Source organism: Martelella limonii (assembly GCF_013344475.1).
GTDB classification, from domain to species: domain Bacteria; phylum Pseudomonadota; class Alphaproteobacteria; order Rhizobiales; family Rhizobiaceae; genus Martelella; species Martelella limonii.
Genome location: NZ_JABUOU010000001.1, coordinates 378,333 through 402,475, shown reverse-complemented (window position 1 = coordinate 402,475; position 24,143 = coordinate 378,333). Strand labels below are relative to the sequence as shown.

The 24,143-nt window shown below is 60.7% G+C and carries 23 protein-coding genes; 4 read left to right on the top strand and 19 right to left on the bottom strand.

Features of this window, described 5'->3' with window-relative positions:
• Nucleotides 1-84 precede the first annotated feature (84 nt).
• Nucleotides 85-1,068: a tRNA dihydrouridine(20/20a) synthase DusA gene (dusA, locus tag HPQ62_RS01915; protein ID WP_174800811.1), complete on the bottom strand. Its 984-nt coding sequence runs from the start codon at nucleotides 1,066-1,068 to the stop codon at nucleotides 85-87.
• 232 nt (nucleotides 1,069-1,300) lie between these two features.
• On the opposite strand from dusA, the gene HPQ62_RS01910 reads away from it, so the two are divergent.
• Nucleotides 1,301-1,870: a hypothetical protein gene (locus tag HPQ62_RS01910; protein WP_174800810.1), complete on the top strand. Its 570-nt coding sequence runs from the start codon at nucleotides 1,301-1,303 to the stop codon at nucleotides 1,868-1,870.
• Nucleotides 1,871-2,000: 130 nt separating this feature from the next.
• On the opposite strand, the gene HPQ62_RS01905 is transcribed toward HPQ62_RS01910, so the two are convergent.
• From HPQ62_RS01905 to HPQ62_RS01895, 3 genes are all read right to left on the bottom strand, one after another.
• A complete protein-coding gene (locus HPQ62_RS01905; protein ID WP_174800809.1) occupies nucleotides 2,001-2,141 on the bottom strand; it encodes a hypothetical protein in 141 nt (46 codons plus the stop codon).
• Nucleotides 2,142-2,275: 134 nt separating this feature from the next.
• Entirely contained in the window at nucleotides 2,276-3,607 is a 1,332-nt protein-coding gene (dgt, locus tag HPQ62_RS01900) for a dGTP triphosphohydrolase (protein ID WP_206678029.1), read from the bottom strand.
• A gap of 16 nt (nucleotides 3,608-3,623) precedes the next feature.
• Nucleotides 3,624-4,244, bottom strand: a complete 621-nt coding sequence (locus tag HPQ62_RS01895) for a J domain-containing protein (protein ID WP_174800808.1) — start codon at nucleotides 4,242-4,244, stop codon at nucleotides 3,624-3,626.
• 372 nt (nucleotides 4,245-4,616) lie between these two features.
• On the opposite strand from HPQ62_RS01895, the gene HPQ62_RS01890 reads away from it, so the two are divergent.
• From HPQ62_RS01890 to proX, 3 genes are all read left to right on the top strand, one after another.
• Complete coding sequence (locus tag HPQ62_RS01890; protein WP_174800807.1) at nucleotides 4,617-5,852, top strand: quaternary amine ABC transporter ATP-binding protein; 1,236 nt, start codon at nucleotides 4,617-4,619, stop codon at nucleotides 5,850-5,852.
• A gap of 19 nt (nucleotides 5,853-5,871) precedes the next feature.
• Nucleotides 5,872-6,783 (top strand): ABC transporter permease, encoded by a 912-nt coding sequence (locus HPQ62_RS01885; RefSeq protein ID WP_174800806.1) that lies wholly within the window; start codon nucleotides 5,872-5,874, stop codon nucleotides 6,781-6,783.
• 108 nt (nucleotides 6,784-6,891) lie between these two features.
• A complete protein-coding gene (gene proX, locus HPQ62_RS01880) occupies nucleotides 6,892-7,893 on the top strand; it encodes a glycine betaine/L-proline ABC transporter substrate-binding protein ProX (protein ID WP_174800805.1) in 1,002 nt (333 codons plus the stop codon).
• A 91-nt stretch (nucleotides 7,894-7,984) separates the two neighbouring features.
• Here the strand turns inward: proX and HPQ62_RS01875 are convergent, their stop codons facing one another.
• The 15 genes from HPQ62_RS01875 to HPQ62_RS01805 form a co-directional block, all read right to left on the bottom strand.
• Nucleotides 7,985-9,460, bottom strand: coding sequence for an MFS transporter (locus tag HPQ62_RS01875; RefSeq protein WP_174800804.1), 1,476 nt, complete (start codon nucleotides 9,458-9,460; stop codon nucleotides 7,985-7,987).
• Nucleotides 9,461-9,771: 311 nt separating this feature from the next.
• Nucleotides 9,772-10,947: a lipid-A-disaccharide synthase gene (gene lpxB, locus HPQ62_RS01870; RefSeq protein WP_342343662.1), complete on the bottom strand. Its 1,176-nt coding sequence runs from the start codon at nucleotides 10,945-10,947 to the stop codon at nucleotides 9,772-9,774.
• Nucleotides 10,948-10,972: 25 nt separating this feature from the next.
• Nucleotides 10,973-11,836 carry a UDP-2,3-diacylglucosamine diphosphatase LpxI domain-containing protein gene (locus HPQ62_RS01865; protein WP_174800802.1) on the bottom strand — a complete coding sequence of 288 codons (864 nt, stop codon included), beginning with the start codon at nucleotides 11,834-11,836 and terminating at the stop codon, nucleotides 10,973-10,975.
• Complete coding sequence (gene lpxA, locus HPQ62_RS01860) at nucleotides 11,833-12,663, bottom strand: acyl-ACP--UDP-N-acetylglucosamine O-acyltransferase (protein WP_174800801.1); 831 nt, start codon at nucleotides 12,661-12,663, stop codon at nucleotides 11,833-11,835. Before lpxA ends, HPQ62_RS01865 begins: the two co-directional genes overlap by 4 nt.
• Nucleotides 12,660-13,094 (bottom strand): 3-hydroxyacyl-ACP dehydratase FabZ, encoded by a 435-nt coding sequence (gene fabZ, locus HPQ62_RS01855; RefSeq protein WP_174801407.1) that lies wholly within the window; start codon nucleotides 13,092-13,094, stop codon nucleotides 12,660-12,662. Before fabZ ends, lpxA begins: the two co-directional genes overlap by 4 nt.
• 25 nt (nucleotides 13,095-13,119) lie before the next feature.
• Complete coding sequence (gene lpxD, locus HPQ62_RS01850; RefSeq protein ID WP_174800800.1) at nucleotides 13,120-14,172, bottom strand: UDP-3-O-(3-hydroxymyristoyl)glucosamine N-acyltransferase; 1,053 nt, start codon at nucleotides 14,170-14,172, stop codon at nucleotides 13,120-13,122.
• 44 nt (nucleotides 14,173-14,216) lie between these two features.
• Entirely contained in the window at nucleotides 14,217-16,556 is a 2,340-nt protein-coding gene (gene bamA / locus HPQ62_RS01845; protein WP_174800799.1) for an outer membrane protein assembly factor BamA, read from the bottom strand.
• Between the two features lie 327 nt (nucleotides 16,557-16,883).
• Nucleotides 16,884-17,978, bottom strand: coding sequence for an RIP metalloprotease RseP (gene rseP / locus HPQ62_RS01840; RefSeq protein WP_174801406.1), 1,095 nt, complete (start codon nucleotides 17,976-17,978; stop codon nucleotides 16,884-16,886).
• A gap of 32 nt (nucleotides 17,979-18,010) precedes the next feature.
• Nucleotides 18,011-18,892, bottom strand: coding sequence for a phosphatidate cytidylyltransferase (locus HPQ62_RS01835; RefSeq protein ID WP_174800798.1), 882 nt, complete (start codon nucleotides 18,890-18,892; stop codon nucleotides 18,011-18,013).
• On the bottom strand, nucleotides 18,892-19,716 hold the full coding sequence (locus HPQ62_RS01830) for an isoprenyl transferase (RefSeq protein ID WP_280516248.1): 825 nt from the start codon (nucleotides 19,714-19,716) through the stop codon (nucleotides 18,892-18,894). Before HPQ62_RS01830 ends, HPQ62_RS01835 begins: the two co-directional genes overlap by 1 nt.
• The gene (gene frr / locus HPQ62_RS01825) at nucleotides 19,673-20,233 is read right to left on the bottom strand and encodes a ribosome recycling factor (RefSeq protein ID WP_174800796.1); all 561 of its coding nucleotides are present in this window, start codon (nucleotides 20,231-20,233) and stop codon (nucleotides 19,673-19,675) included. The genes HPQ62_RS01830 and frr overlap by 44 nt, the downstream gene beginning before the upstream one ends.
• Before the next feature lie 43 nt (nucleotides 20,234-20,276).
• The gene (pyrH, locus tag HPQ62_RS01820; protein WP_174800795.1) at nucleotides 20,277-20,996 is read right to left on the bottom strand and encodes a UMP kinase; all 720 of its coding nucleotides are present in this window, start codon (nucleotides 20,994-20,996) and stop codon (nucleotides 20,277-20,279) included.
• A 121-nt stretch (nucleotides 20,997-21,117) separates the two neighbouring features.
• Nucleotides 21,118-22,044, bottom strand: coding sequence for a translation elongation factor Ts (tsf, locus tag HPQ62_RS01815; RefSeq protein WP_174800794.1), 927 nt, complete (start codon nucleotides 22,042-22,044; stop codon nucleotides 21,118-21,120).
• Between the two features lie 246 nt (nucleotides 22,045-22,290).
• Nucleotides 22,291-23,082, bottom strand: coding sequence for a 30S ribosomal protein S2 (gene rpsB, locus HPQ62_RS01810; protein ID WP_174800793.1), 792 nt, complete (start codon nucleotides 23,080-23,082; stop codon nucleotides 22,291-22,293).
• 189 nt (nucleotides 23,083-23,271) lie between these two features.
• The gene (locus tag HPQ62_RS01805) at nucleotides 23,272-24,075 is read right to left on the bottom strand and encodes an EipB family protein (RefSeq protein WP_174800792.1); all 804 of its coding nucleotides are present in this window, start codon (nucleotides 24,073-24,075) and stop codon (nucleotides 23,272-23,274) included.
• Between the last annotated feature and the right edge of the window lie 68 nt (nucleotides 24,076-24,143).

The following is a 24,143-nucleotide window of genomic DNA, read 5'->3' as shown; positions in this document are numbered from 1 at the left end:
GGCTGCTTTTCTCTTCGAATATCAAATACCTGAAAAAGATACCTTAGGTTCTACCCGAAGCGAAGGCGTTCGGTTTCTCTCGCCTCAGGCTGGCTGAGCCTCCAGCTCCACGGCCTCGAATGCACGTTCGATCACCTCCGGCCCGGCACCCGGTCTTGTCGCCTCCGTGGAGAGGATCTGCCGGTAGCGCCTCGCGCCGGAATGGCCGTTGAAAAGGCCCACCATATGCCGCGTCACCTGCGAAAGGCGCGCTCCCTTCGCCAGTTCGCCTGCGGCATATTCCATCATCCGGTCGCGCAAGGCCCGCCAGTCGATCGGCTGCTCCTTGTCGCCGAAGAGACGATGGCCAACCTCGGCGAGGACGGCAGGCGTCTGGTAGGCCGCCCTTCCCATCATCACGCCGTCGACATGCTCCAGGTGCGAAACCGCCTCATCCATGGTCACGATACCGCCATTGATGCCGATGAAGACATCGGGATGGCGCGCCTTCATGTCATAGACCAGCGGATAGTCGAGCGGAGGTATGGTGCGGTTTTCCTTCGGGCTCAAGCCGTTGAGCCAGGCCTTGCGCGCATGGATCCAGACTGCGTCCGCGCCAGCGCCCACCATGCGATCGAGAAAGTCGGGAAGCACGTCGCGGGGCTCCTGATCATCGACGCCGATACGGCATTTGACCGTGACCGAGATCTTGACCGCGGTTTTCATTGCCGCGACTGCCCTTTCCACAACGTCTGGCGTGCGCATCAGGCATGCGCCGAATGTGCCGGACTGCACACGGTCCGAGGGACAGCCCACATTGAGATTGATCTCGTCATAGCCGAACGCCGCGCCAATCGCGGCGGCCTCGGCAAGCTTTTCCGCATCGGAGCCGCCAAGCTGCAGCACGACGGGATGTTCGATCGGATCAAACCCCAGAAGCCGCCCCCGGTCGCCACGCAGCACCGCATCGGCGACGATCATCTCGGTATAGACCTGCCCCGACCGCATCAACTGCCGGTGAAAATAGCGGCAATGACGATCCGTCCAGTCGATCATCGGTGCCACTGCAAAACGTCGGTCATCGCGCATTTGTCGTCATCTCTTCCAGTCCCCGGAAAAACCTGTCATTTTCGGCTTCACCGGGTCTTTTGCTAAAGATCGTTTTGACACAGACATCGAGGATATCGGACATCGCCCGCGTCATTCCATTTCCTGAACGCATAGCCTGCCGGGCCGGATCAATCCACCGGCAGAGCGACGTTTTCGGCGTGAAACGCTCCCGCCAATCCGTAGCAACCCCGCCTCTGCGAGGATAAGGCGGATGGATGCCTATAGCCACCTTCGCATTCTGGTCAGCCTCATCATCGGCCTTGCTATCACGCGGGTCCTGTCAGGCCTGTCGCGGCGCGTCCAGGAACCGGTCAAGACCAACCGCATGTATGCCCAGTTTGTCTGGTCGATCGCGCTGCTGCTCGGCACGGTGCATTTCTGGTGGTGGCAATTCGCCCTTCGCCTGATCGACCACTGGAACTTCTGGATCTACGTCTTCATCCTGTCCTATGCGTCGCTGTTTTTCCTGATGTCGACCCTGCTCTATCCCGATCACATCATGGAACACGCCGACAGGGAGGTCTTCTTCATCAGGCGGCGCAACGCATTCTTTGCGATGTTCGGGCTTTCGTTCGCCTTCGACCTGGTCGACACCGCAATCAAGGGCGAGGTCTATCTGACATCGCTCGGCCCATGGTATGGCGCACGCCTTGCAGCCGGTGCGCTTATCGCGATCGTCGCCATGCGCACGGATAGCAATCGCAAGCTCATGTGGCTCGGCATTACGTGGCTCGTGATCAACACGGTGTGGATCACCTTTCTCTACGGCGACCTGAACTGAAGATGATGCGCCCCGGGCACACCGCCTGCGGCCCGTTCAGCGCAAAGGCACCGGCCGTTGCCGACCGATGCCTTTGTGAACGCAATCCGCATTCCGAAATCCTGGGACGACCGATGACGGCCGCAAAACCTCAACGGAACGCGTCGGGAAAGCGGCGGCGGGCGGTTTCGCGCAGTTCCTGATAGTCATGAACCAGCGCGCCAAAACCACGGGCGAAACGGACAATGGCGTTGGGCCGGCTGGCACGTTCGCGGTCGGGTGTGGTGTTCATGATCGTGTTCCTCGTCAATTGCATCGATGAACACAAGATAGCCCTGCGGACGGGAAGTGCTACCGGGGCGGACGCAAGGGAGCCTTGCACGCACGCGATGGCTGCCCGGATGACTGCGGAGATGCTGCCCACCCTCAGCGCGAGATCATCCGGTCGACCTTCAGCGCATAACGATCGGTCATGCCCGATGCATAATCGGCAAGCGCATGAAGCGCGCTGTAGGCATCGGTTGCATGGCGGAGGTCAATGCCAAGGGCGCGCTGCAATTGCCTGGGATAGCCCGTCAGCCGTTCGCTCTTCCACTCTGCAGCGGCCAAGGCTTCGACAACCGGCAGAACACCATCGAGAATGCGATGAACCATGTTGCGGCCCATCACCTCCAGCTCGGTCTTGCGCGATGATGTGAAGATGCGCTCATTGGCAAGCGTTTCGATTGCCGCAAAACTTGCCGCCTGTGACGATGCGGCGATCAGACCACGATCAAACGTGCCGCTCATGATCGCGTCATAATGGGCGGCGAAGGCTGCGCTGCAGCTTTCCGTCGCCTTGTGGATCGCGACCGCGCGCAACACCGCAACCTTTTCGGCGGCGCTCTCGCCACGGTCGTCACGCGGCATGAAATCAGCGACCTGAGCCAGCAGCGGCACCACATCCTGATAGCCAAGATCGCCGGTGGTGAAGGCGTCCTCGAGATCGAGAATGTTGTAGCAGATGTCATCGGCTGCCTCGACGAGCAGCACCAGCGGGTGCCGCCGCCACCAGGTCCCGGTCGCGTCGCCGGCGATCAGCCCGGTTCTCGCGGCAATGGTCTCGAGCACGCCACGCTCGCTTTCGAACACGCCGAATTTCTTCAATCCGCCATCGCGAGCGGCAATCGATTTGCGCACGCGCGCCGTCACCGGATATTTGATGAAGGCCCCGAGCGTGCCATGGGTCAGACGCATGCCGCCCGGCCTGTTCATTTCGAGACGGGTGATGATGCGCAGCCCCTGCGCATTGCCTTCGAACGCCTCGAACTCTTCGGCAAAGCAACGCTCGCGATCCGCAAAAAGGCCTTCTCCACGAGCGAAGCGCTCCGCGAACCAGCCGCCGATCGCCGCCTCTCCCGAATGGCCGAAGGGCGGATTGCCGATGTCGTGGGCAAGACATGCCGCATGCACGAGGCCTGCAACAATCGCCTGGCCACCCTTCTCGATCTTGCCCTGCTGCTCCAGCCAGTAACCGACCTCAAGCCCCAGCGAGCGGCCAACGCTCGCCGTCTCGATGCTGTGGATCAGACGATGGTGTATGTGGTCGTGATCGTAGAGCGGATGAACCTGGGTCTTGTTGGCAAGCCTGCGGAACGGCGCTGAAAACGTGATCCGGTCCGCATCCTGATCATAGGCGGGGCGGTGCGGGGAACGGTTCTGCTCCGGGCGGTGCAGGCGTTCGAGATCCAGAAGCCGCGCCCAATCCATCTCAGCCATCATGTCCCCGATGCTGCTACTCGGCAGCTTTTTCTTCTGTCAGTTTCTCAACGGCGGTCTCGCCGTCATGCTCCATCTCGTAGGCATAGCCCTCCAGCATGGCATAGGCCTGCTCGATCGCCTCGATCTGCGCCTCGGCGTTGCGGATCGCTTCGCCAATCGATTCACTGCGCGCCCTCAGCATCGAGCCGAGCACGTCGGACGCGCTCTTGTCGCGCTTGCGCCGCGCCAGACGGTCCAGATGCTTGCGCACCCGCGCACGGTGGCGCTCAAGCTCGAGAATGTGAAAACGGCTTTTGAGGATATCATCGGAAAGCTTGCGGCGCATGGCAGCGATCGGATCGAAACTGCCTGGCTCGCGCTCGTCGAGGATCATCTCGTTGACGAGCGGTTCCAGGAGCAGCAGTCCTTTCAGATCCTTTGCATCGGCAAGCTCGGGATCATAGCCGGTGTCGTCATAGACCTTTCGGCGCACCGGGTCCTTCAAAAGGTCATAGGAAGCCTGCAGGCGCGCAAACTGTTCGCTGTCCCCACCGCTGTCGGGATGCGCCTCCTTGGCGAGCCGCCGGTAGGCCGAACGCACCGCCTCCCCGTCGCAATCACGATCTATGCCCAGCACTTCATAGGGGTCGATCAAACCGTCACCCGTGTTGTTCCGCTTCTCAAAACGCTCACTGAACTAACGCGCCGCGCCTGCCGGTTCAAGCTGAAACGCCTGTCTGCAGCACTCTAGGGTCGTGGTTATCCAAGAATTCCACGACAACACAAAAGCGCGCCTCTTGTCGCCGCAAATTTGACTTCTGGCGGTCACAATCCTAGATACTGGCTAGCCGCTGGTCAAAACGATCTGCGACCCGCCTCCGATTGAACTAGCGGAGGCCTTGGCGAAGCCGCACAGGCTTTGCTTGTCCGCGCATTGCGGGCCACACGAAATCAAAACGGTTTTCATGTGTGCAAGCGCTGCCAACAGCGCCGAGTCCATCGGACTTTGACCGAAGAAGGAACAAGAATGAGCGTCAAACTGACCGCGAAAAACGTGTCGAAACTCTTCAACGACGATCAAGGCGAAGGTGCGCGCCGGCTGGCTGCCGGTGAAAGCAAGGAAGACATCTTCAAGGCCACCGGCGTGACCGTGGGCATCGACAATGTCAGCTTCGAGGTCAATGAAGGCGAGATCTTCGTGATCATGGGCCTGTCGGGCTCCGGCAAGTCGACAATGGTGCGCACGCTCAATGGCCTGATACCGCCGACTTCGGGCGAGATCATCATCGACAATGTCGATGTTGCATCATGCGACAAGGCAACGCTGCGCGATGTTCGCCGCCAGAAGATCACCATGGTTTTCCAGCACTTCGCTCTGTTTCCTCATAAAACGATTCTGGACAATGTCGCCTTCGGTCTGAAGCTCAAGGGCATGGGTAAGGATGAGCGCTATCAGGTCGCCCGCACCGCGCTGTCAAAGGTCGGGCTGGAGGCTTACGCCGAAAGCTATCCGAGCCAGCTTTCCGGCGGCATGCAGCAGCGTGTGGGCCTTGCCCGCGGCCTTGCCAACGACCCCGAAATCCTGCTGATGGACGAGCCTTTCGGCGCGCTCGACCCGCTGATCCGCCGGGAAATGCAGGACGAACTGATCGGCCTCCAGAAGGAACTCAAGAAGACCATCATCTTCATCACCCATGATCTGAACGAGGCGATGATCCTGGGCGACCGGATCGCGATCATGAAGGACGGCGCCTTCGTGCAGGTGGGCACCGCGCAGGAAATCGTATCTGAACCTGCGGATGACTATGTCCGCGCCTTCGTGTCTGACATCGACCGCAGCCGTGTGTTCAAGGTATCCGACATTTCCCGCGACGCGGCCTGGGTCAAGGCGGATTCATCGCTGACCGAGGCGCTGGCCGTCATGGACCGGGCAAAATCCGATTTCGCCTATGTCGTCGAACGCGGCGTGCCGGTCGGCCTTCTGATGCGCTCCGACGCAATGGAGGCCGCCCGCAACGCGCCGGTGCGCGACGTCATGTATGCCGAACCGCCGACAGTTTCGGAAGAATCCTTCCTCAACGAGGTCTACGGCGCCGCCCAGGCGGGCGTGCCGATGGCCGTGACAGATGACGACGGCAAGCTGGTCGGCGTCGTCGATCAGGAAGCGATCTTCGAGCAGCTTGCTGCCGATACGGAGGAACCGCCTCCTCAACTCGCCGAAGAAGAAGCCAAGAAGCGGGCCCCCGCGCCTGCCAGCGAATAAGACGAGAGGGCGATAGCATATGTTCGATCCATCACAATATTTCACCATTCCCTTCGACAGCTGGGTCAATGACTTTGTCCGCGGCTTTCTGGTTCCGAATTTCCGGCCGTTCTTCCGCGCCCTGCAGGTGCCCGTCAATCAGGTGCTGATCGCACTCGATTCGGCGCTGGCCTTCATCCCGATGCTGGTGCTGACCGCGATCTTTGCCCTTCTGGCATGGCGCATCGTCGGCAAGACGATGGCGCTTGTGACCATTCTCGGCTTCCTGTTCATCGATCTGATCGGCCTGTGGCCGGATACGATGACAACGCTCGCCATGATCCTGACCTCTGTGATCTTCTGCACGGTCATCGGCGTTCCGGTCGGCATCCTCGTCGCCAAGAGCGATACGACATGGAAGATCGTGCGGCCGATCCTTGATGTGATGCAGACGGTTCCGAGCTTCGTCTATCTGGTGCCGATCGTGATGCTGTTCGGCGTCGGCATGGCGCCGGGTATCATCGCCACCATCATCTTTGCGCTGCCGCCGATCATCAGGATGACCAATCTCGGCATCCGCAATGTCCGCACCGATCTGATCGAGGCGTCGGAAGCCTTCGGCGCCACCTATTCACAGACGCTCTTCGAGGTTCAGCTTCCGCTTGCCATGAGAACGATCATGGCGGGGTTGAATCAGACCCTCATGTTGGCCATGTCAATGGTGGTCATCGCGGCGCTGATCGGCGCCGGCGGTCTCGGTCAGGTGGTCAACACCGGCCTCGGTCGTCTCGATGTCGGTGGCGCAACGGCCGGCGGCGTCGGCATCGTGGTTCTCGCCATCGTGCTCGACCGTATCACCCAGGGCCTCGTCGAGCCTTCAGATCCCAACCGGATGACGTTCCGTCAGGCGTTGGGAACGCTTTTCAGCGGTCAGAAAAAGACCGCCGAATAAAATGAAAGCGGCGCTTCCGTCGCTTTCTCACAGGGATCTCCAATCCCGTCGCCAAGGTGTGTGCCGAAAATGGCGCATGCCGCAACACGTAGAAACGGAGAAACACTCATGAAACTTACGAAACTTACAGCCGCTCTCATGCTTGGTGCCGCAAGCCTCGCTCCCGCTGCCGCTTTCGCAGCGGAAGGTCCGGGCGCCGGCAAGACCATCAGCATGGCGCAGGCCGACTGGGACACCGGCTGGTTCCAGGCCGAAATCTACAAGCAGATGCTTGAAGACCTCGGCTACTCCGTCAGCGGCCCGATGACGCTGAGCGCCTCCGCCTTCTATCAGGCCGTTTCGCAGGGCGACGTCGACCTCTGGGTCAATGGCTGGTTCCCGCTGCACGAAACCTACAAGTCCACCTTCGAAGGCAAGGCCAAGGTCGATGGCGCGGTTGCCAAGGGCGGCGCGCTGCAGGGCTACCTCGTCGACAAGAAGGCCGTCGAGGAATTCGACATCAAGACGCTGGACGACTTCAAGCGTCCGGAAGTCAAGGAAGCCTTCGACCGCAATGGCGACGGCAAGGCCGATCTGGTTGCCTGCCCTCCGGGCTGGGGCTGCGAGCTGACGATTTCGCAGCACATGGAAGACTTTGATCTCGGCGACGACATCAACCCGATCAAGGCCGGCTACTCCGCCTCGATGGCCGATGCGATTGCAGCCTATCAGAACGACGAGCACATCCTGTTCTACACCTGGACGCCGAACTGGACCGTCGACCAGCTGAAGCCGGGCAAGGATGTCGTCTGGATCGAAGTGCCGCAGAAGGAAGGCGTCGAGCTTCCCGCGCCTGCCGAGGGTCTCGAAACCTGCGTGGCCGATCCCTGCTACATGGGCTTTGTCGCCAACGACATCGTACCGGTCGTCAACGACGCGTTCCTGTCGGAAAACCCGGCGGTCGATACGCTCCTGCAGGAAGTCTCGATCCCGCTCGAAGATATCTTCGCGCAGAACTCGAAGATGAATGCCGGCGATGACGACGTGAAGGCGCAGGCCACCGAGTGGATCAAGAACAACCAGGATACGGTTGACGGCTGGCTCGACAAGGCCCGCGAAGCCGCAGGCTGATCAGCCCTGTCGATTGCATGACATGACGAACCCCGGTCTTTCGACCGGGGTTTTTTCTTGGGCGCCCCGATGCGGCAATCGTGGCCGCATTTCAGTGCTTGTCGAGGCTCTTGCCCTTGGTTTCGATCCGGAAGAAGAAGGTCACCAATGCACCGATGAGCGATGTGGCGACCAGCGCATAAAGCAGGGCCGTCGTGCCGATATCGGCCAGCAACACCGGAAACAGGAATGCGGTGAGGCACGCGCCGATCTTGGCGAAGGATGCGGCAAAGCCCGCGCCCGTTCCACGGATATGCGTGGGGAAGACTTCGCCGGCAATCAGGTAGGTCTGGGCGTTGGGGCCCAGATTGGTCATGAAGTTGAACAGCATGAAGCCGGTGAAGATCAGCGTCGTCTGTGTCATGCCGGTATGGGAGCCTGCAAGGGAGGCGATGAACAGGCCGGCCGCACAGCCGACAAAGCCGAAGATCTGCAGCCTGATCCGACCGATCAGGTCCGCAAGCAGCACGGCTGCAACAATCCCGACCAGCAACAGCAGATCGAGCAGCGCGGTTCCCTTCGCGGCAATCAGGTCGTTGTGCACCAGATCGGCAATATTCTGTGCATGGGCCTTCTGATGTCCGACGGTGGCGGCAAGAATCGTCGGTGTGAAGATACCGATGCCATAGGTGCCGAGATCCTGGAGAAACCAGGGAACGGAGGCGAGTATCAGCGCCTTGCGATTTTCTTTCTGGAACAGTCCGCGATAACCGGCGATGTGTGGCCGGGCTCCGTGCCTTGCATGCCGGCTGACCAGCGACACCTTCTTGGGATAGATCGGCTTGCGGGTGAGGAGCTTTTGAAGTTCCGTTTCGGCTTCGCGGTCCCTGCCGTGCACGGCCAGCCAATGGGGGCTTTCGGGGATGAAGAACCGTCCCGCGAAGACCGCAAGCGCCGGCACGATGGCACAGCCATACATCCACCGCCATGCACCGACGGAGGGATCGAGATTGAGGATGATGAAGCCGAGAACCGTGCCAAACAGCGCACCAACCGCCTGAAACCCGAATGCGGAGAGCACGAGCCCGCCGCGCGTGGCAGAGGGCGTGCTTTCGGAAATGACGAGGTGCGCAGTCGGATAGTCGCATCCAAGCGCAAGACCCATGCCGAAAAGGCACACAATCAACCAGGGGAAATTCGGCGTGAACACGATCAGCGCCAGAAAGACGATGAACAGCCCGATCTCGAAGATGAAGACCCGTTTTCGTCCGAACCGGTCAGAGAGGCTGCCGAGCGCGCTTGCGCCGATCAGAATGCCAAAGAGCGAGGCCGAGCCGACAAGTCCGTGCTGGGCGGCGGTGAGGCCAAATTCCTTTGCAATCAGCGGCATGGCGACGCCGGTCATGAAAACCACAAGCCCCTCGAAGAACTTGCCGGCCACCGAGAGGCACCAGATGCGCCACTGCATCATCGTCATTTTCGGCGCCGGCGCTTCCGTGCCATCCGCCCAATAGGGGTGCTCATCGATATAGTGCTGGACGCTGTGGCTGTCCGCACCAGTTCTCATATCGTTGTCGACCACGTTCATGACATTCCTCCTGAACCTTTCGCGACGTCTGCGCACCTCAGGCTGAAGTCGTAATAGCGTCGAATAAGAATTTGATGACAACACCACGCATACGTGTGCCACGCCGAACCGGACGCCGTTAGAAGCGACCGAAATCAGCTGTCCAACCTGCTCTTGGCGCGGCAGGCCGCCGCAGGCGCGCGCCACGGGCGGCGCGCAAGAAAATGCAGGATGGACGCAGCAAAGGCCCAAAACGCGGCATGGCATGTCTGGGAAACAGGTGGGCCGCGACCCGATTTTACCGAAACTCCGGGCTTGGAGCCGGCTTTACATCAACTGGAAGCCCGATGGCCGCGCTTGCGGCCGAGAACGTCGAGAATGATGGCGGCCGCCCGCTCGCCCGGCGGCACGTCCGTCTCCATCAGCGAGATGACCCGCTCGAAGCCTTCGATCATGCCGCGCCGCTGATGGCTGTCGCGGGTGAGGAGCTCCATCCAGCGGGCGAGCGCACCGGCGCGCATGGTGTTGTTGAAATATTCCGGCACCAGCGGCTGATCGGCGATGATATTGGGCAGCGATGCCGACCAGATGGTGATCTTGTCCAGCAACATCCGGCCGATGAAATCCGCCTTGTAGGCCGACACCGCCGGAATGCCCGAAAGCGCCAACTCGAGAACCACGGTTCCGGATGCGGCAACGGCCGCGTCAGCCATGGCAAAGGCTTCCCACTTCGCCTCTTCCCCGACGAAAAGCGCGGGCTTGACCGGCCAATCCGCGATGGCGGCGCGCACCTGCGCCTCGCGCCGTTTCACCGTCGGGAGCACGAAGCGGCACGGGTTGTTGCGGGCTGCAAACTGGGCCGCGACATCGCGGAAGACGGGCGCGAGCGACTTGATCTCTGACCCGCGGGAGCCTGGAAGCAGCATGATCGTGGGCGATGCCATGCCGCGCTCAAGCCGGTTCTGGCGTCGTGCGGCAAGCACCCCCTGCTCCGCCGTCAACCGGTGGCCGACAAAGGTGGTGGGCGGCCCGCCGAGCCGTTCCATCGCCCGGGGTTCGAACGGCAGCACGGCAAGCACATGATCGACATAGGCCACCATGTCGCGGGCGCGATATTCCTTCCAGGCCCAGACGCTCGGGCAGACATAATTGACGATCGGAATGTCTGGCGCGGCCTTGCGCACCTTGCGGGCAACCCGGTGGGTGAAATCGGGACTGTCGATGATCAGGATGACATCGGGCCGCGCGGCAATCAGGGCATTGGCGGTCTGGCGGATGCGTTCCAGCAGTTTGGGAAGGCGCGCGATCACCTGGGTAAAGCCCATGATCGACAATTCGCTGTAATCGAACAGCGAAACCAGGCCTTCCGCCTCAAGCCCGTCGCCCCCGACCCCCACCAGCTCGACCGGCCCGCCATGGATCCTCTTCAGCGCGGCAATCGCATCCGCACCCAGGAGATCGCCAGACACTTCGCCTGCAATCACGCCGACCTTCAATGGCTTTTCCACATTGCGCTCCTCACCGAATAGACGATCAGCCGCCACCGCGCGGCGCCAATCCGTACACGAAGAGGCCCGCCGCATCGGCGTCCGCAAGCGTTTCCGCGCGCTCGAGGATCAGCGATCTCCCGGCCTCCACCGCTATGCCTGCAAGCCCCGCCTCTGCTGCAAGGCGCACCGTATTGCGCCCGATCGACGGAAGGTCGGCCCGCAGATCCTGCTGCGGCTTGCACAGTTTGACAAGCACGCCCTTTCGGCGCTGGCTGATCCGGCCGGCTTTGCGCAGCGCCGCCACCCTTTCGAGCATCTGGTCGGTGCCTTCCGCACCCTCCAGCGCGATCACGCGACCGCCGACGCTTGCAGCCCCCTGCCCGATATCCATGGCGCCGATTGCCGTGGCGGCTTTAGCTGCAGCGGCGATATCGACATGCGCGGCGTCATCGGGTGCATGGCGGCCAAGCGCGCCGGCCTTGGCCAGAAGATCGCCCGCGATCTCCTGTGCCGCGACGATCTCGAAGCCGTGCTTTTCGAAGAGGCCGATCACCATCCGCAGCACCTTGTCATCGCCGCCGCTGCGCAGGATCGACAGGATTCTCGGAATGGAGGTAAGCACCCCGAGTGTGGGCCTGAGGGTCAGAAGCTCCGGCCTGCTGTTGACCCCGCCCGACAACACGATCCGGCGGACATTGCGCTTGCGAAGCGCGGCGACCACAGGCTGAAACGCGCCGAGATCGGCAATGATATGATCGAAGCCGGACCAGTCATGCTCGCCCTGCCCCAGAAGTTGAACGATGAAGGGGGTATTTCCGGCATCGCGCGCAGCGCGCGCGACATAATGCGGCAACAGACCGTTGCCGGAGATGATGGCTATCGGATCGCTGCCGCCGGCCGGGCTCACGCCGCGCCCTTGCGGCGCCTCGAACCTGGCGTCGTCAACGCACGCTCGGCATCGCGATCAAGCACAAAACCCAGCAATTCGTCCGCTGCCGCACTTTGGCCGCCGTATTCGGCGCGCGCGAGCGCCGCATTCTCGAGCACCAGACCCGGAGAAAAGATCGCCTTGTAAACCCTGCGCACCATATGGATCTCGTCGCGCTCCATGCCGGCGCGCTGCATGCCGACAATGTTGAGCCCGCCCATCATGGCCGGGTTGTCGACGATCATGGCATAGGGGATCACATCATTGACCACGCCCGCAAGCCCGCCGACAAAGGCCTGACGGCCGATCTGCACGAACTGGTGGATCGCCGCACCACCGCTGAGGATCACTCGGTCGTGGATCACCGCGTGTCCGCCCACCATCACATTGTTGGACAGGATCACATGGTTGCCCACGCGGCAGTCGTGACCGACATGGGAATTGGCGAGGAACAGATTGTCGTGACCGATGCTGGTAATGCCGCCGCCATGGGACGAGCCGGTATTGACGGTCACGCCCTCGCGGAAGATGCACTGACTGCCGACCTCGAGCCGGGTCTCGCTGTCATCATGACGCACGCTCTGCGGCGCACCGCCGATCACGGCCATCGGGAAGACCTGGCAGCCATCGCCAAGCGTCGTTGTACCCTCAACGATCGCGTGATGCATGACCTTCACACCGTCGCCGAGCACGACATTGCGCCCGACATAGGCCAATGGACCTATCTCGACATTCTCTCCGATAACGGCTCCTTCCGCGACAATCGCTCTGGGATCGATACGGGCGGAGCTTGCGATTCTGGTCATTCTTCGTCCTTGCGCACCATCATGGCGCCGATGTCGGCTTCCGCAACAAGCTGGCCGTCCACGGTCGCCTCGCACTGAAACTTCCACACCCGGCGGCGCTGCTTCTGCTTGACCACCTTGAACCGCACCTGGTCGCCCGGCACGACCGGCTTGCGAAAACGCGCATTGTCGATCGTCATGAAGTATACCAGATTGTCGACCTCATTGGCCTTGCGCGCGCAGATCGCGCCAGCGGTCTGCGCCATGCCTTCGACGAGAAGAACGCCCGGCATGATCGGCATGGTCGGGAAGTGGCCGACGAAATGCGGTTCGTTGGCAGTCACGTTCTTGATGCCCACGGCACTGTCATCGCCATTGATCTCAACGATCCGGTCGACCAGCAGAAAAGGATAGCGATGGGGCAGGAACTTCATGATTTCGAGAAGTTCCATATGCTCCAAAGTCTCGGTCACGCTCTCATTCACCCTGCTCGTCTCCCGCTTTCTCGTTCAGCGCATGAATCTCGGCAACTTCCCGCAGGAAAATCCGGATAGGTCGAACCGGGGCGCCGCCGACGCGCGCACCCGCCGGTATCGAATTCAAAACGCCGCTCTTCGCCGCAATCTGAACGCCATTGCCGATCTCGATATGACCGTTGATGCCCGTCTGCCCCCCGATCATCACGAAATCGCCGACCTTGGTGCTGCCGGCGATGCCGACCTGCGACACGATCCCGCAATGGCGGCCAACCTGCACATTATGCCCGATCTGCACGAGATTATCGATCTTCGTGCCTTCGCCGATGACCGTGTCATCCATCGCACCCCGGTCAACCGTGGTGTTGGCACCGATCTCGACATTGTCCTGAATGATCACCCGGCCGACCTGCGGCAACTTCACCATGCCGGCGGGCCCCGGCGCATAACCGAAGCCGTCCTGGCCGATGCGCGCACCCGGATGAATGATGACATTGTTGCCGATGAAGGCATTCGTGACGCTGACATGGGCAGCAATGGTGCAGTTGCGTCCGATCTGAACATGGGCGCCGATCATGGCGCCGCTCAGAAGGCGGGTCCCTGCCCCAATGACCGCATGCTCGCCGACCACCACGAACGGCTCGATCTCGACGCCCTCCTCCAGCACGGCCGTCGGATGGATCGACGCCTTCGGCGAAATCGGTCCGTCGCCGGTGCAGAACCGCGGGCGCATGGCCTCGGGGTAAAGCAGCTCCGATGCGAGCGCAAAGGCATATTGCGGGGTAGCCGTTACCAGCACCGGCAAATCGTCCGGAAGAAGATGGCGCAGACCCTCAGGGCAGAAGATCGCCGCCGCACGGCAGGTCTTCAGCCCATCGGCAGCACTCTTCGACTGGATGTAGCAAATATCGGTGGGTTCGGCGCGACGAATTGGCGCGATGGATTGCACCATGACATCACCGGCCGAGGCCGGGGAAAGGATAGCGCCAACGCGCCCGGCAAGCTCTCTAAGCGAGAGTGCCTGCCGCGCGCCGAAAAACGGGTTCTGATCCATTTCAGATCTCCAGAACAGTTTCGATATGGTTCTGGAAAGAGAGATCAGAACGTGTTTGCGATACCGAAACGGAAACGCTGGGTTTCGTCGAAGTCTTCCTTGACGAACGGAACGGCGTAATCGAACCGCAGGTCGCCGAAGGGCGAATTCCAGATGAGGGCAACACCAGCAGAAGCGCGGATCGAGAAGTCCACGCCCTCGATCGCCGTGTTGGCAACTTCGACGGCATTACCCCAGGCCGAACCGGCATCCACGTAGGCGGCGCCACGAAGATTGATATCTTCCGGAATGCCGGGAAGCGGGAAGTTGGTTTCAGCCGAGAGCGTCGCATAATACTGCGAACCCAGGGCATCACCCTGCGTCACCGTGCGCGGACCGATACCATTCTGCTTGAAGCCGCGGATCTGCTGGCCACCGATGGTGAACTGGTCGAACACATTCAGCGTATCGTCGAACGGCGTCACGAAACCGCCGCGCGCCGTCAGCGAGCCGATGATATCAGCCTGATCGGAGATCATCTGGTACCAGCGCGCTTTGCCTTCCATCGAGTAGTAGTGCGAGTCGCCGCCAAGACCGGCCACGGTATTGGTCAACTGGGCAAGGACACCTTCACGCGGAAGCTGGCGATTGTCGACAGTTGCGAAGTTGAACTGCTGCTCGATAGACGACACGGTCCACGGACCATTGATGACCAGGTTCTGATAGACCGGCGAAAGATTTGCCGGGTTCTGCCAGTCGCCCTGCCCATCATACTCGAACTGCTGGTAGACATATTTTACCGTCGAATACAGATCGTCCGTGAGCGGCGCGGTCAGGCGCAGCGCACCAGCGGTTTCAGCATAGTTGTAGTACTCGTTGGACGAAGACGATGCCCGATAGATATCGAAGCCTGCGGCCAGACGGTAACCGAGGAAGAAGGGCTCGGTGAAGCTGAAATTGTAAATCTGCGAATCGTCATCGCCGAGACCGGCCGACGCACGGATATACTGACCGCGACCGAGGAAGTTGCGCTCCTCGACCGAGAGTTCCAGCACAAGCGAGTCGCCTTCGGCATCGTAGCCGGCGCCGATCGAGAACGAACCGGTCGGTTCATCCGTGACATTGACCTGCAGGACGACACGATCAGGCGCGCTGCCCGGAAGGGTCTTGATGTCGACTTCGCTGAAATAGCCAAGGGCCTCAAGGCGGCGCTTGGTTCGCGCGATCATCTCGCGGTTATAGGCATCGCCTTCGGCCAGATCGAACTCGCGACGAATGACATAGTCGCGGGTGCGGGTGTTGCCGACAATCTCGATGCGCTCGATATAGGCCTTCATGCCCTGATCGATCTCGTAGTTCACCGAATAGGTGTCATTGGTGAAGCTGCGATCACCGCGCGGATTGACCTGCGCGAAAGGATAGCCCTGGGACGAAACCGAAGCGGCAATCGCTTCAGCCGTCTTCTGAATATCGTCGGCATCGTAGATCTTGCCGGCCTTGGTGCGGATATCGCCGCCGAGGTTCGAAACGTCGACGCCAGCTACCGTGCTTTCCACGCCGATATCACCGAAGCGGTAACGGTCACCCTCGTCGAGATTGAACGTGATCGAATAGGAATTGTCGGTTTCATCATAATCGACATCGGTCGACAGGATACGGAAGTCCGGGAAACCATGATTGTTGTAGAACTCACGCAGGAGACGCTCGTCTTCGCGCAGCTTGTCAGGATTGTAGATATCCTTGCGCGTCAGGAAGGAGAGCGGCGTCGAGCGCTTGGTGAGGATCACCGAAGCCAGGCGCGAGTCACCATAGGTCGTATTGCCCTCGAAGTTAATCTTGCGGGTCTTGGTGCGACCGCCTTCATCAATCACGAAAGCAACGTTGATTCGATTGTCCTGAACGGTGGCGGTCTGGATGGAGACCTCGACATCCGAACGGCCGATCGACGAATAGGCATCCTTGATATGCTGGATATCGAGCTGCGCCTGGGCTTCGTTATACGGGCCGAGGGAATGGAGCTGAACGACGCCCTGGAGCTTCTTGTCGTTAACCTTGCGGTTTCCGTTGAAGACCACCTGGTTGATCAGCTGATTCTCGGTAACGTTGACGACCAGCGTCGAGCCGGAAACCGAAATCTTCACGTCGGAGAAGTAGCCCGAGCTGTAGAGGTTGCGGATCGACTGGTTGATGTCGGCATCGGTGAAGCTCTGACCGGGCTTGATCGAAAGCTTGGACTTGATCGCCTCGTTGCCAGCCTGACCGGCGCCATTGACGACGATATTCCTGACGACGGCGGCATACGCACTCGTGGGCACAGCAACGGCGGCAACAACACCCCCGGAAACGGCGACCGCCATCGTGAGCGCCGCACCTGAAACTGTGTTCAAAAATCTTGAACCGGCCATGCTACTATCTACCCTTTTTAATCGCTCGGTATCAGCGGTTTTCGGCAATGTCGTCTTACGTTCTAAAGACTTCGCATCCCCACGCAATAGAAAGCCGCCTATCAGATGCAACTTCCGACCCGAGCGTGACCAAATCGCCACGTTCTTTTATGTTTATGGTAAACCGATTGCTACGGTGAACCTCAACCGGACGGCGAAGCTGCTTTCTGAAGCGTTTCCTATCATCTCCGACGCCAAAGGCAAGGGCACATTCGCACAAGAACACAATCGCGGCAAGACAAAGGCGGGCGCAGCGTTAACCAAACACTGTCAAAGGGTTAAAAAGCTTTACCCCATACGCCCGATGGTGTCGTTCCAGGTTGCGAACACCATCAGCGCCAGCACCAGGAAGAGGCCGATCCGGAACGCGAATTCCTGAACGCGTTCGGGCAGGGGGCGCCCCCTCACCGCTTCGATTGCGTAGAACAGAAGATGCCCGCCATCGAGCATGGGGACCGGAAGAAGGTTGAACAGCCCGACGGAGACCGACATCACGGCTGCGAAATTGGCAAAGGCAACGAAGCCGAGCGAGGCCATCTGGCCTGCCATGGTCGCAACCCGCACCGGACCGCCGATCTGATCGGCCTTCATGCGCCCGGCGAAGACATTGGCGATATAATCATAGGTGCCCACGACGATATGCCAGCTTTGCAGCGCGCCCTGCCCGATCGCGGCGACCGGGCCATAGCGTTCGACGCGGAAATTGCCGCTCTCGCGGTTGCCCACGACGCCGATGCGGCCAAGTTCCATCTTGTTGCCGAATCGGTCCTCGGTCTCCACCCGCTCGGGCATGACGGTCAGTTCCACCGGCGCGCCATCGCGTTCCACGGTCAGCTTGACCGGGACGCCCGGGCGCACGCTGATATAGCGTACCACCGCATCGAATGTGTCGATATGCTGGCCATCGAGCGACGTCATTACATCTCCGACCTCGAGGCCGGCGGTTTCGGCAGGGCTTCCGGCGACGACCTCGCCGACAACGGGGTCGGACACCGGACGGCCATAGACCGAAAAGATGACGGCGAAAATTCCGATGGCGAGCAGGAAATTGGCGATCGGCCCGGCGGCGACGGTCGCCGCCCGCTTCCAGAGCGCGGCGCCGTTCAGGGTGCGGGCGCGCTCCTCTTCGGGCAGCGTCTCCATGCCCTTGAAGTCCGGCCGGCTCGCAACGTCCTCATCACCATAGAAGCGCACATAACCGCCCAGCGGAATCAGGCAGATCTTCCAGCGCGTCCCGTGGCGGTCCGTCCTGCCGATGATCTCCTTGCCGAAGCCGAGCGAAAAGGCCAGAACCCTGATGCCGCACCATCGCCCGACCAGATAATGCCCGAGTTCGTGAAAGAACACGAGAAACGAGATCGCGATGATGAAGGCGACGATCATTCCCGGGGCATTGGTGAACGCGAACGGCAATATCAGGCTCCATTGCTGGCGTGAAGAAGTCCGGCCCAGTTCATCAGAATGTCGCCCGGCGCAAAGGCCGAGCCCGTCATTCCGACGAGAAGCATGACCACATACATGGCAAAGGCGGCGGCAACGAGACCGTCAACGCGATCCATCACGCCGCCATGGCCGGGAATGAGATGGCTCGAATCCTTGACCCCGCAGCGCCGCTTCAACGCCGATTCGAAAAGGTCTCCGGCCTGGCTGCAGACCGAAAGGAAGATCGTGAGCGCTGCAATCGCAAGGGTCGGACGTCCGCCCCAGGCAAGGCACAGCACGAAGGCAGCGACCAGCGCGAAAAGCGTGCCGCCGGCAGCCCCGGACCAGGTCTTGCCCGGCGAGATGGCGGGCGCGAGCTTCGGTCCCTTCAGCGTACGGCCGACGAAATAGGCCATGATGTCGGTCGTCCAGACGACCGCAAAAAGATAGACGATCGCAAATGCGCCAGCGCCGCCGCTGTTTCTGAGCGCTGCAAGCGCGACCATGCTGCCTGCGGCATAAATCACGGATCCCGCAAACCAGTAGGGCGTCGCGACGCTCCTCGACAAAAGGACACATCCGAAACAGGCAATGACGGCGAAGACCAGCCCCACCCAATAAAGCGCGAGCATCGTGAGGATGCCGACGGCGATCATGACCGCCCAGCCGGCAAGCACCGGCGTCGATAACAGACCGCTTTCTCCGCCCGACGCCCCGGCACGCGCCCTGCTCATCGCCATCCATTCATGAAAGATCAGAAGACCGATCGCGACGGCGAGAAGATTGAAGCTGGCGCCGCCGGCCCAGGTGATCAGCAGAACCACCGCTGCAAGGATGATGCCCGATATGATGCGCAGCTTGAGCTCGCCCGACATCAGAAATCCGTCAACGCGGCCTGGGGCGAGGAAACCGCCCCAAAGCGCCTGTTGCGCCGTGCATATTCGCCAAGCGCTTCAAAAAACATGTCGCGGTCGAAATCCGGCCAGTTGCAGGGAATAAAAACCAGCTCCGCATAGGCGGCCTGCCAGAGCATAAAGTTCGAAAGCCGCTGTTCGCCGCTGGTGCGGATCACCAGATCCGGATCGGGTATGCCAAAGGTATCGAGATGTTCGCCCACCATCGTTTCGTCGATGGCATCCGGGTCGAGCGCGCCTTCCGCAACCTTGCGGGCAAGAACGCGCATGGCCGAGGCGAGTTCGCCCCGCGCGCCGTAATTGATCGCAACGACGACATGCAGACCGGTGTTGTCGCGGGTCTGGGCTTCGGCACGCGTCAATGCGGCAAGCACTTTCGGGCCAAGCCCGTGACGCTCTCCGATCATCTGGAACCGCATGTTCTGCCGGTGATAATTGTCGAGTTCACGCTCGATGAAACTCGCGATGAGTTCCATGATGCCGTTGACCTCGTCGGCCGGGCGCCGCCAGTTCTCCGAGGAGAAGGCAAACAGCGTGAGATAGCGGACACCGCTTTCGCGCGCGGCATCGACGGTCCTGCGGACCGCCTCTACACCCTTGCGATGCCCGAAAATGCGCCCAAGACCGCGGCCAATGGCCCAGCGCCCGTTCCCGTCCATAATGATGGCAACATGGGTCGGCACTGCAGGGTCAGGAATTCGGTTCATAAGCGCACTCGGTGTGTTCGAAACAGAACAGCAGTTAAACCTGCATAATTTCTTTTTCTTTGTCGGCGAGCAAGTCATCAATTCGGGAAATTGACTCATCCGTCAATTTCTGAACGTCATCGGAAAGCGACCGGCTATCGTCCTGGCTGATATCGCCGTCCTTTTCAGCCTTTTTAAGGCCGTCCATGCCGTCGCGGCGCACATGGCGGATCGCAACACGCGCCTTTTCGGCGTATTCGTGCGCGACCTTGACGAGCGAGCGGCGGCGCTCCTCGTTGAGCTCCGGCAGCGGAATGCGCAGCGTCTGGCCGTCCATGATCGGGTTCAGGCCGAGATGCGATTCGCGGATGGCGCGATCTACAGCATTGACCATGGACTTGTCCCAGATATTGACCGACAACATCCGCGACTCCGGCACGGTGATATTGGCGACCTGATTGAGCGGCACCTTCGAACCATAGGCATCAACCTGAACCGGGTCGAGAATGTTGGCCGAAGCCCGGCCGGTGCGCAACGACGTGATATCGCTGATATAGGCGTTGACGGCGCCTTCCATGCGGCGCTTCAGGTCGTTCATATCGGTTGGATCGCTCATCATCTGTCTCCCGTCACCATTGCCCCACTAAAGGCAGGTGTGATCATTCTTCGGTTACGATAGTCTTGCGGCCGCCACCGGCCATGATCTGGCCGAATCCGCCGCGTTCGTGAATGGAAAAAACGATAATCGGAATGCTGTTTTCGCGCGCAACGGCAACAGCTGCAACATCCATCACCTGAAGGCCGCGGTTCAGGACCTCGCGATGGGTCAGCGCCTCGAAACGGGTGGCATCCGGAACCTTCTTCGGATCGGCGGAATAGATGCCATCGACCTGGGTGCCCTTGAAGATCGCCTCGGCGCCCATTTCGGCGGCGCGAAGTGCGGCGGCAGAATCGGTCGTGAAGAACGGGTTGCCTGTACCGCCGGCAAAGATCACCACCCTTCCCGCTTCCATATGCATGCGGGTGGCACGCTGGGAAAACGACTGACAGATTTCCGGCATCGCAATCGCCGACAAGACGACGGTATCGACCTGCATCTTGCGCAGCGAGGTCGCCAGTGCCAGCGCGTTGATCACCGTGCCGAGCATGCCCATGTGGTCGCCTGTCACGCGCTCGCCGCCCTTGGAGGCAACGGCCACGCCACGGAAAATATTGCCGCCGCCGACAACGATGCCGACCTCGACACCCATGGCACGAACCTCGGCAATATCCGAGGCAATACGATCGGCGATATTGACGTCAATGCCGAAGCCCTGATCGCCCATCAAAGCCTCACCGGAAACTTTCAGCAGAACGCGCTTGAAAATCGGGTTCGTCAAAACCGCAAACTCCTACATAAAACCAGTGACATCCCGATACACGAAGGGCGCCGCATTGTCACGCAGCGCCCCGGGATTTCAACGACCGATTCCCATCAAGGATCGGTGATACGCAAAAGCCTCAGCCCTTGGCGGTAGCAGCAACTTCAGCTGCGAAGTCGGATTCTTCCTTCTCGACGCCTTCACCAAGCGCCAGACGGGCGATCGCGACGACCTTGATCGGCGCGCCGACGTCCTTTTCCGCTTCCTTGACGGCCTGTTCGACAGTCAGGTCAGGATTGATGACGAACTGCTGCGACAGCAGAGCGACCTCCTGGAAGAACTTGCGCATGCGGCCTTCAACCATCTTCTCGGCGATGGCTTCCGGCTTGCCGGATTCCTTGGCCTGCTCGAGGAAGACCGAACGTTCGCGCGCGGCGATATCGGCATCGACTTCTTCCGGACGGACGGCCAGCGGGTTGGTTGCTGCAACATGCATGGCGACCTGACGGCCGATTGCATTGAGAGCAGCCTTGTCGCCTTCCGATTCAAGGGCAACGAGCACGCCGAGCTTGCCGAGACCATCGGCAACCGCATTGTGGACATAGGTGGCGACAACGCCAGCGCCAACCGAAAGCTTGGAGGCGCGGCGCAGCGTCATGTTCTCGCCGATCGTCGCGATCGCGTCCTTGATGCTGCCTTCGACGCTCTTGCCGGTCTTCGGATAGTCCGCAGCAAGGATCGCCTCGACCGAGCCGTCCGTGCCAAGCGCTACTTCGGCGATGCCGGAAACCATGTCCTGGAACGCATCGTTGCGGGCAACGAAGTCGGTCTCGGAGTTGACTTCGACGACGACAGCCTCGGTATCGCCGGAAGCGATGCCGATCAGGCCTTCAGCAGCCGTGCGGCCCGACTTCTTGTCGGCCTTGGCAATACCCTTGGCACGCAGCCAGTCGATGGCGGCTTCCATGTCGCCATCGGTTTCGGCGAGCGCCTTCTTGCAATCCATCATGCCTGCGCCGCTCTTTTCGCGCAGTTCCTTCACCATTGCAGCCGTAATCGTGCTCATAACTTGCCTCTCGTCCATTCGCTGGGCGGCGCCTTCCGGCGCGCTGATCGGGAGTTTACCCGCATCTGTGACAGGGTGATGAAGCCCTGCGGCCAGGCCGCTGATGCGGCTGGCGCTATGAAATAGGTATCGGGCGGCCTGCATTCGAGGCCCCGCCCCGTTACCTGAAAACGATGACGGCGCTCTCACGCCGTCACGTTCAGGATTTTCGATGCATCAGGCGCAAGGCCTGATGCAGTACCGGCCTTACTCGGCAGGCTTTTCGGAAGCTTCCTCGACGGCTGCTTCTTCTTCGAGCGCCGGCTCGACCGGAGCATCGGCTGCACCGAGATCGATGCCCGAAGCGCCCTGCTGGCGTGCGATGCCATCAATGGCGGCGCGTGAGATCAGGTCGCAGTAAAGGGCGATGGCGCGCGAAGCGTCGTCATTGCCGGGGATCGGGTAATCGACTTCGTCCGGATCGCAGTTCGAATCGACGATGGCGACAACCGGAATGCCGAGACGTTTGGCTTCCTCGATCGCAATCTTTTCCTTGTTCGTGTCGATGATCACGATCAGGTCCGGTACGCCGCCCATGTCGCGGATACCGCCGAGTGCGCGGTCAAGCTTTTCACGCTCGCGGTCGAGGTTCAGGCGTTCCTTCTTGGTGAAACCCTGAGCTTCGTTGGCGAGGATTTCGTCGAGCTTGCGCAGGCGCTGGATCGAGTTCGAAATCGTGCGCCAGTTGGTCAGCATGCCGCCGAGCCAGCGGGCGTTGACATAGTACTGGGCCGAACGCTGCGCGCTGTCGGCAACGATTTCCGAAGCCTGACGCTTGGTGCCGACCATCAGAACGCGACCGTTGCGGGCGACGGTGTCGGACACGACCTGAAGGGCGCGCTGCAGCATCGGCACGGTCTGTGCGAGATCGATGATGTGGATGTTGTTGCGGTCGCCAAAGATGTAGGGCTTCATCTTCGGGTTCCAGCGGTGGGTCTGGTGACCAAAATGGACGCCTGCTTCGAGAAGCTGACGCATGGTAAAGTCGGGCAATGCCATTGCCTTGTCTCCTTTTCCGGTTGAACCTCCACAGACCTGAGAACAGACAGAAAACCGTCTGGCACCGGCGGAGCGCGCCGGATTTCTCCCGGAACACCCCATGGCCTGCGTGTGGAATGCGGCGGCGATAGCCTGTTTTGCGATGAATTGCAAGCGCGCGCGGCAAATCGACCGTGCAAAGCGGCGATTCTAGCGCTTGTTCGCCGCCGTGGCCGGCTGATCGTCGCAACGCGCCGGGTCGAGCATTTCAAGTTTTGCCAGTTTCCCGGCCATCTTGAAGTCGCCGAAATCCATCAGCAGGTCGCGGCTGACGCCGTTTTCGGCAAGCGACATCGAGATCGTATAATCGGGGGTCTGGTCGCCGCCGGCACCGGTCGAGAAATAGGCCGTGGTGATCGGCCACTGCGGGCTTCCCGCGATCTCCGCGCGGTTGCCGATCAGGGTGACCGCGCGCAGAAGGCTCTTGCCCGAACCGTCAAACGAATCGGCCTGATAGAGTTTCCTGCCGGCAACAGCCGCATCAATGACATGGGAAAGATATTCCGTCGGGAACTCCCCCTTGCCGATGTCGAGCGGGCCTTCATCGCCGACGCTGACCGCGATCGAGCGATCATCCGCGCGGCTTGCCTCTCCGGCACTTTCCGATTGCAGATTGTAATCGGTGAACATCGTGTTCGAGAAGCTGAACGCGCCTTCTTCCAGATCTTCGAAAGACGAGGAAATCTGGTCGGTGACCATCTTGCCCTGCTCGCGGGATATATCCGTCACCATGCGCATTTCGGTGACAAAGCCCTCGCAGGCCGCGCCGGTGAAGGAATAGACGAACCGCCCGTGCAGGCCTTCGATCCCCGACTGACCCGAAGCCCAGGCCAGCGAGAGGTCATAGACGGCGCGGTGCGGCTCGAGCGTGACACGCGGCTGCATCGGCATTCCGGCCTGTGCCGAGAGTGCCAGAGCGGTATAGACAAAACCGGTCAGTGCCAAAGTCCGCATCGATATTCCCCTTGGTTTTGATGATCGATCGTATAGAAAAGTCAAAGCTCTGCCAATCATCATCTCGA

Excerpts from the sequence above, each read along its gene's own strand:
- dusA (WP_174800811.1), bottom strand. The coding sequence starts at position 1,068 with ATGCGCGATGACCGACGTTTTGCAGTGGCACCGATGATCGACTGGACG.
- HPQ62_RS01910 (WP_174800810.1), top strand. The coding sequence starts at position 1,301 with ATGGATGCCTATAGCCACCTTCGCATTCTGGTCAGCCTCATCATCGGC.
- HPQ62_RS01905 (WP_174800809.1), bottom strand. The coding sequence starts at position 2,141 with ATGAACACCACACCCGACCGCGAACGTGCCAGCCGGCCCAACGCCATT.
- dgt (WP_206678029.1), bottom strand. The coding sequence starts at position 3,607 with ATGGCTGAGATGGATTGGGCGCGGCTTCTGGATCTCGAACGCCTGCAC.
- HPQ62_RS01890 (WP_174800807.1), top strand. The coding sequence starts at position 4,617 with ATGAGCGTCAAACTGACCGCGAAAAACGTGTCGAAACTCTTCAACGAC.
- HPQ62_RS01885 (WP_174800806.1), top strand. The coding sequence starts at position 5,872 with ATGTTCGATCCATCACAATATTTCACCATTCCCTTCGACAGCTGGGTC.
- proX (WP_174800805.1), top strand. The coding sequence starts at position 6,892 with ATGAAACTTACGAAACTTACAGCCGCTCTCATGCTTGGTGCCGCAAGC.
- HPQ62_RS01875 (WP_174800804.1), bottom strand. The coding sequence starts at position 9,460 with ATGAACGTGGTCGACAACGATATGAGAACTGGTGCGGACAGCCACAGC.
- lpxA (WP_174800801.1), bottom strand. The coding sequence starts at position 12,663 with ATGACCAGAATCGCAAGCTCCGCCCGTATCGATCCCAGAGCGATTGTC.
- fabZ (WP_174801407.1), bottom strand. The coding sequence starts at position 13,094 with ATGGAACTTCTCGAAATCATGAAGTTCCTGCCCCATCGCTATCCTTTT.
- lpxD (WP_174800800.1), bottom strand. The coding sequence starts at position 14,172 with ATGGATCAGAACCCGTTTTTCGGCGCGCGGCAGGCACTCTCGCTTAGA.
- bamA (WP_174800799.1), bottom strand. The coding sequence starts at position 16,556 with ATGGCCGGTTCAAGATTTTTGAACACAGTTTCAGGTGCGGCGCTCACG.
- rseP (WP_174801406.1), bottom strand. The coding sequence starts at position 17,978 with ATGATCGTCGCCTTCATCATCGCGATCTCGTTTCTCGTGTTCTTTCAC.
- HPQ62_RS01835 (WP_174800798.1), bottom strand. The coding sequence starts at position 18,892 with ATGTCGGGCGAGCTCAAGCTGCGCATCATATCGGGCATCATCCTTGCA.
- HPQ62_RS01830 (WP_280516248.1), bottom strand. The coding sequence starts at position 19,716 with ATGACTTGCTCGCCGACAAAGAAAAAGAAATTATGCAGGTTTAACTGC.
- frr (WP_174800796.1), bottom strand. The coding sequence starts at position 20,233 with ATGAGCGATCCAACCGATATGAACGACCTGAAGCGCCGCATGGAAGGC.
- tsf (WP_174800794.1), bottom strand. The coding sequence starts at position 22,044 with ATGAGCACGATTACGGCTGCAATGGTGAAGGAACTGCGCGAAAAGAGC.
- rpsB (WP_174800793.1), bottom strand. The coding sequence starts at position 23,082 with ATGGCATTGCCCGACTTTACCATGCGTCAGCTTCTCGAAGCAGGCGTC.
- HPQ62_RS01805 (WP_174800792.1), bottom strand. The coding sequence starts at position 24,075 with ATGCGGACTTTGGCACTGACCGGTTTTGTCTATACCGCTCTGGCACTC.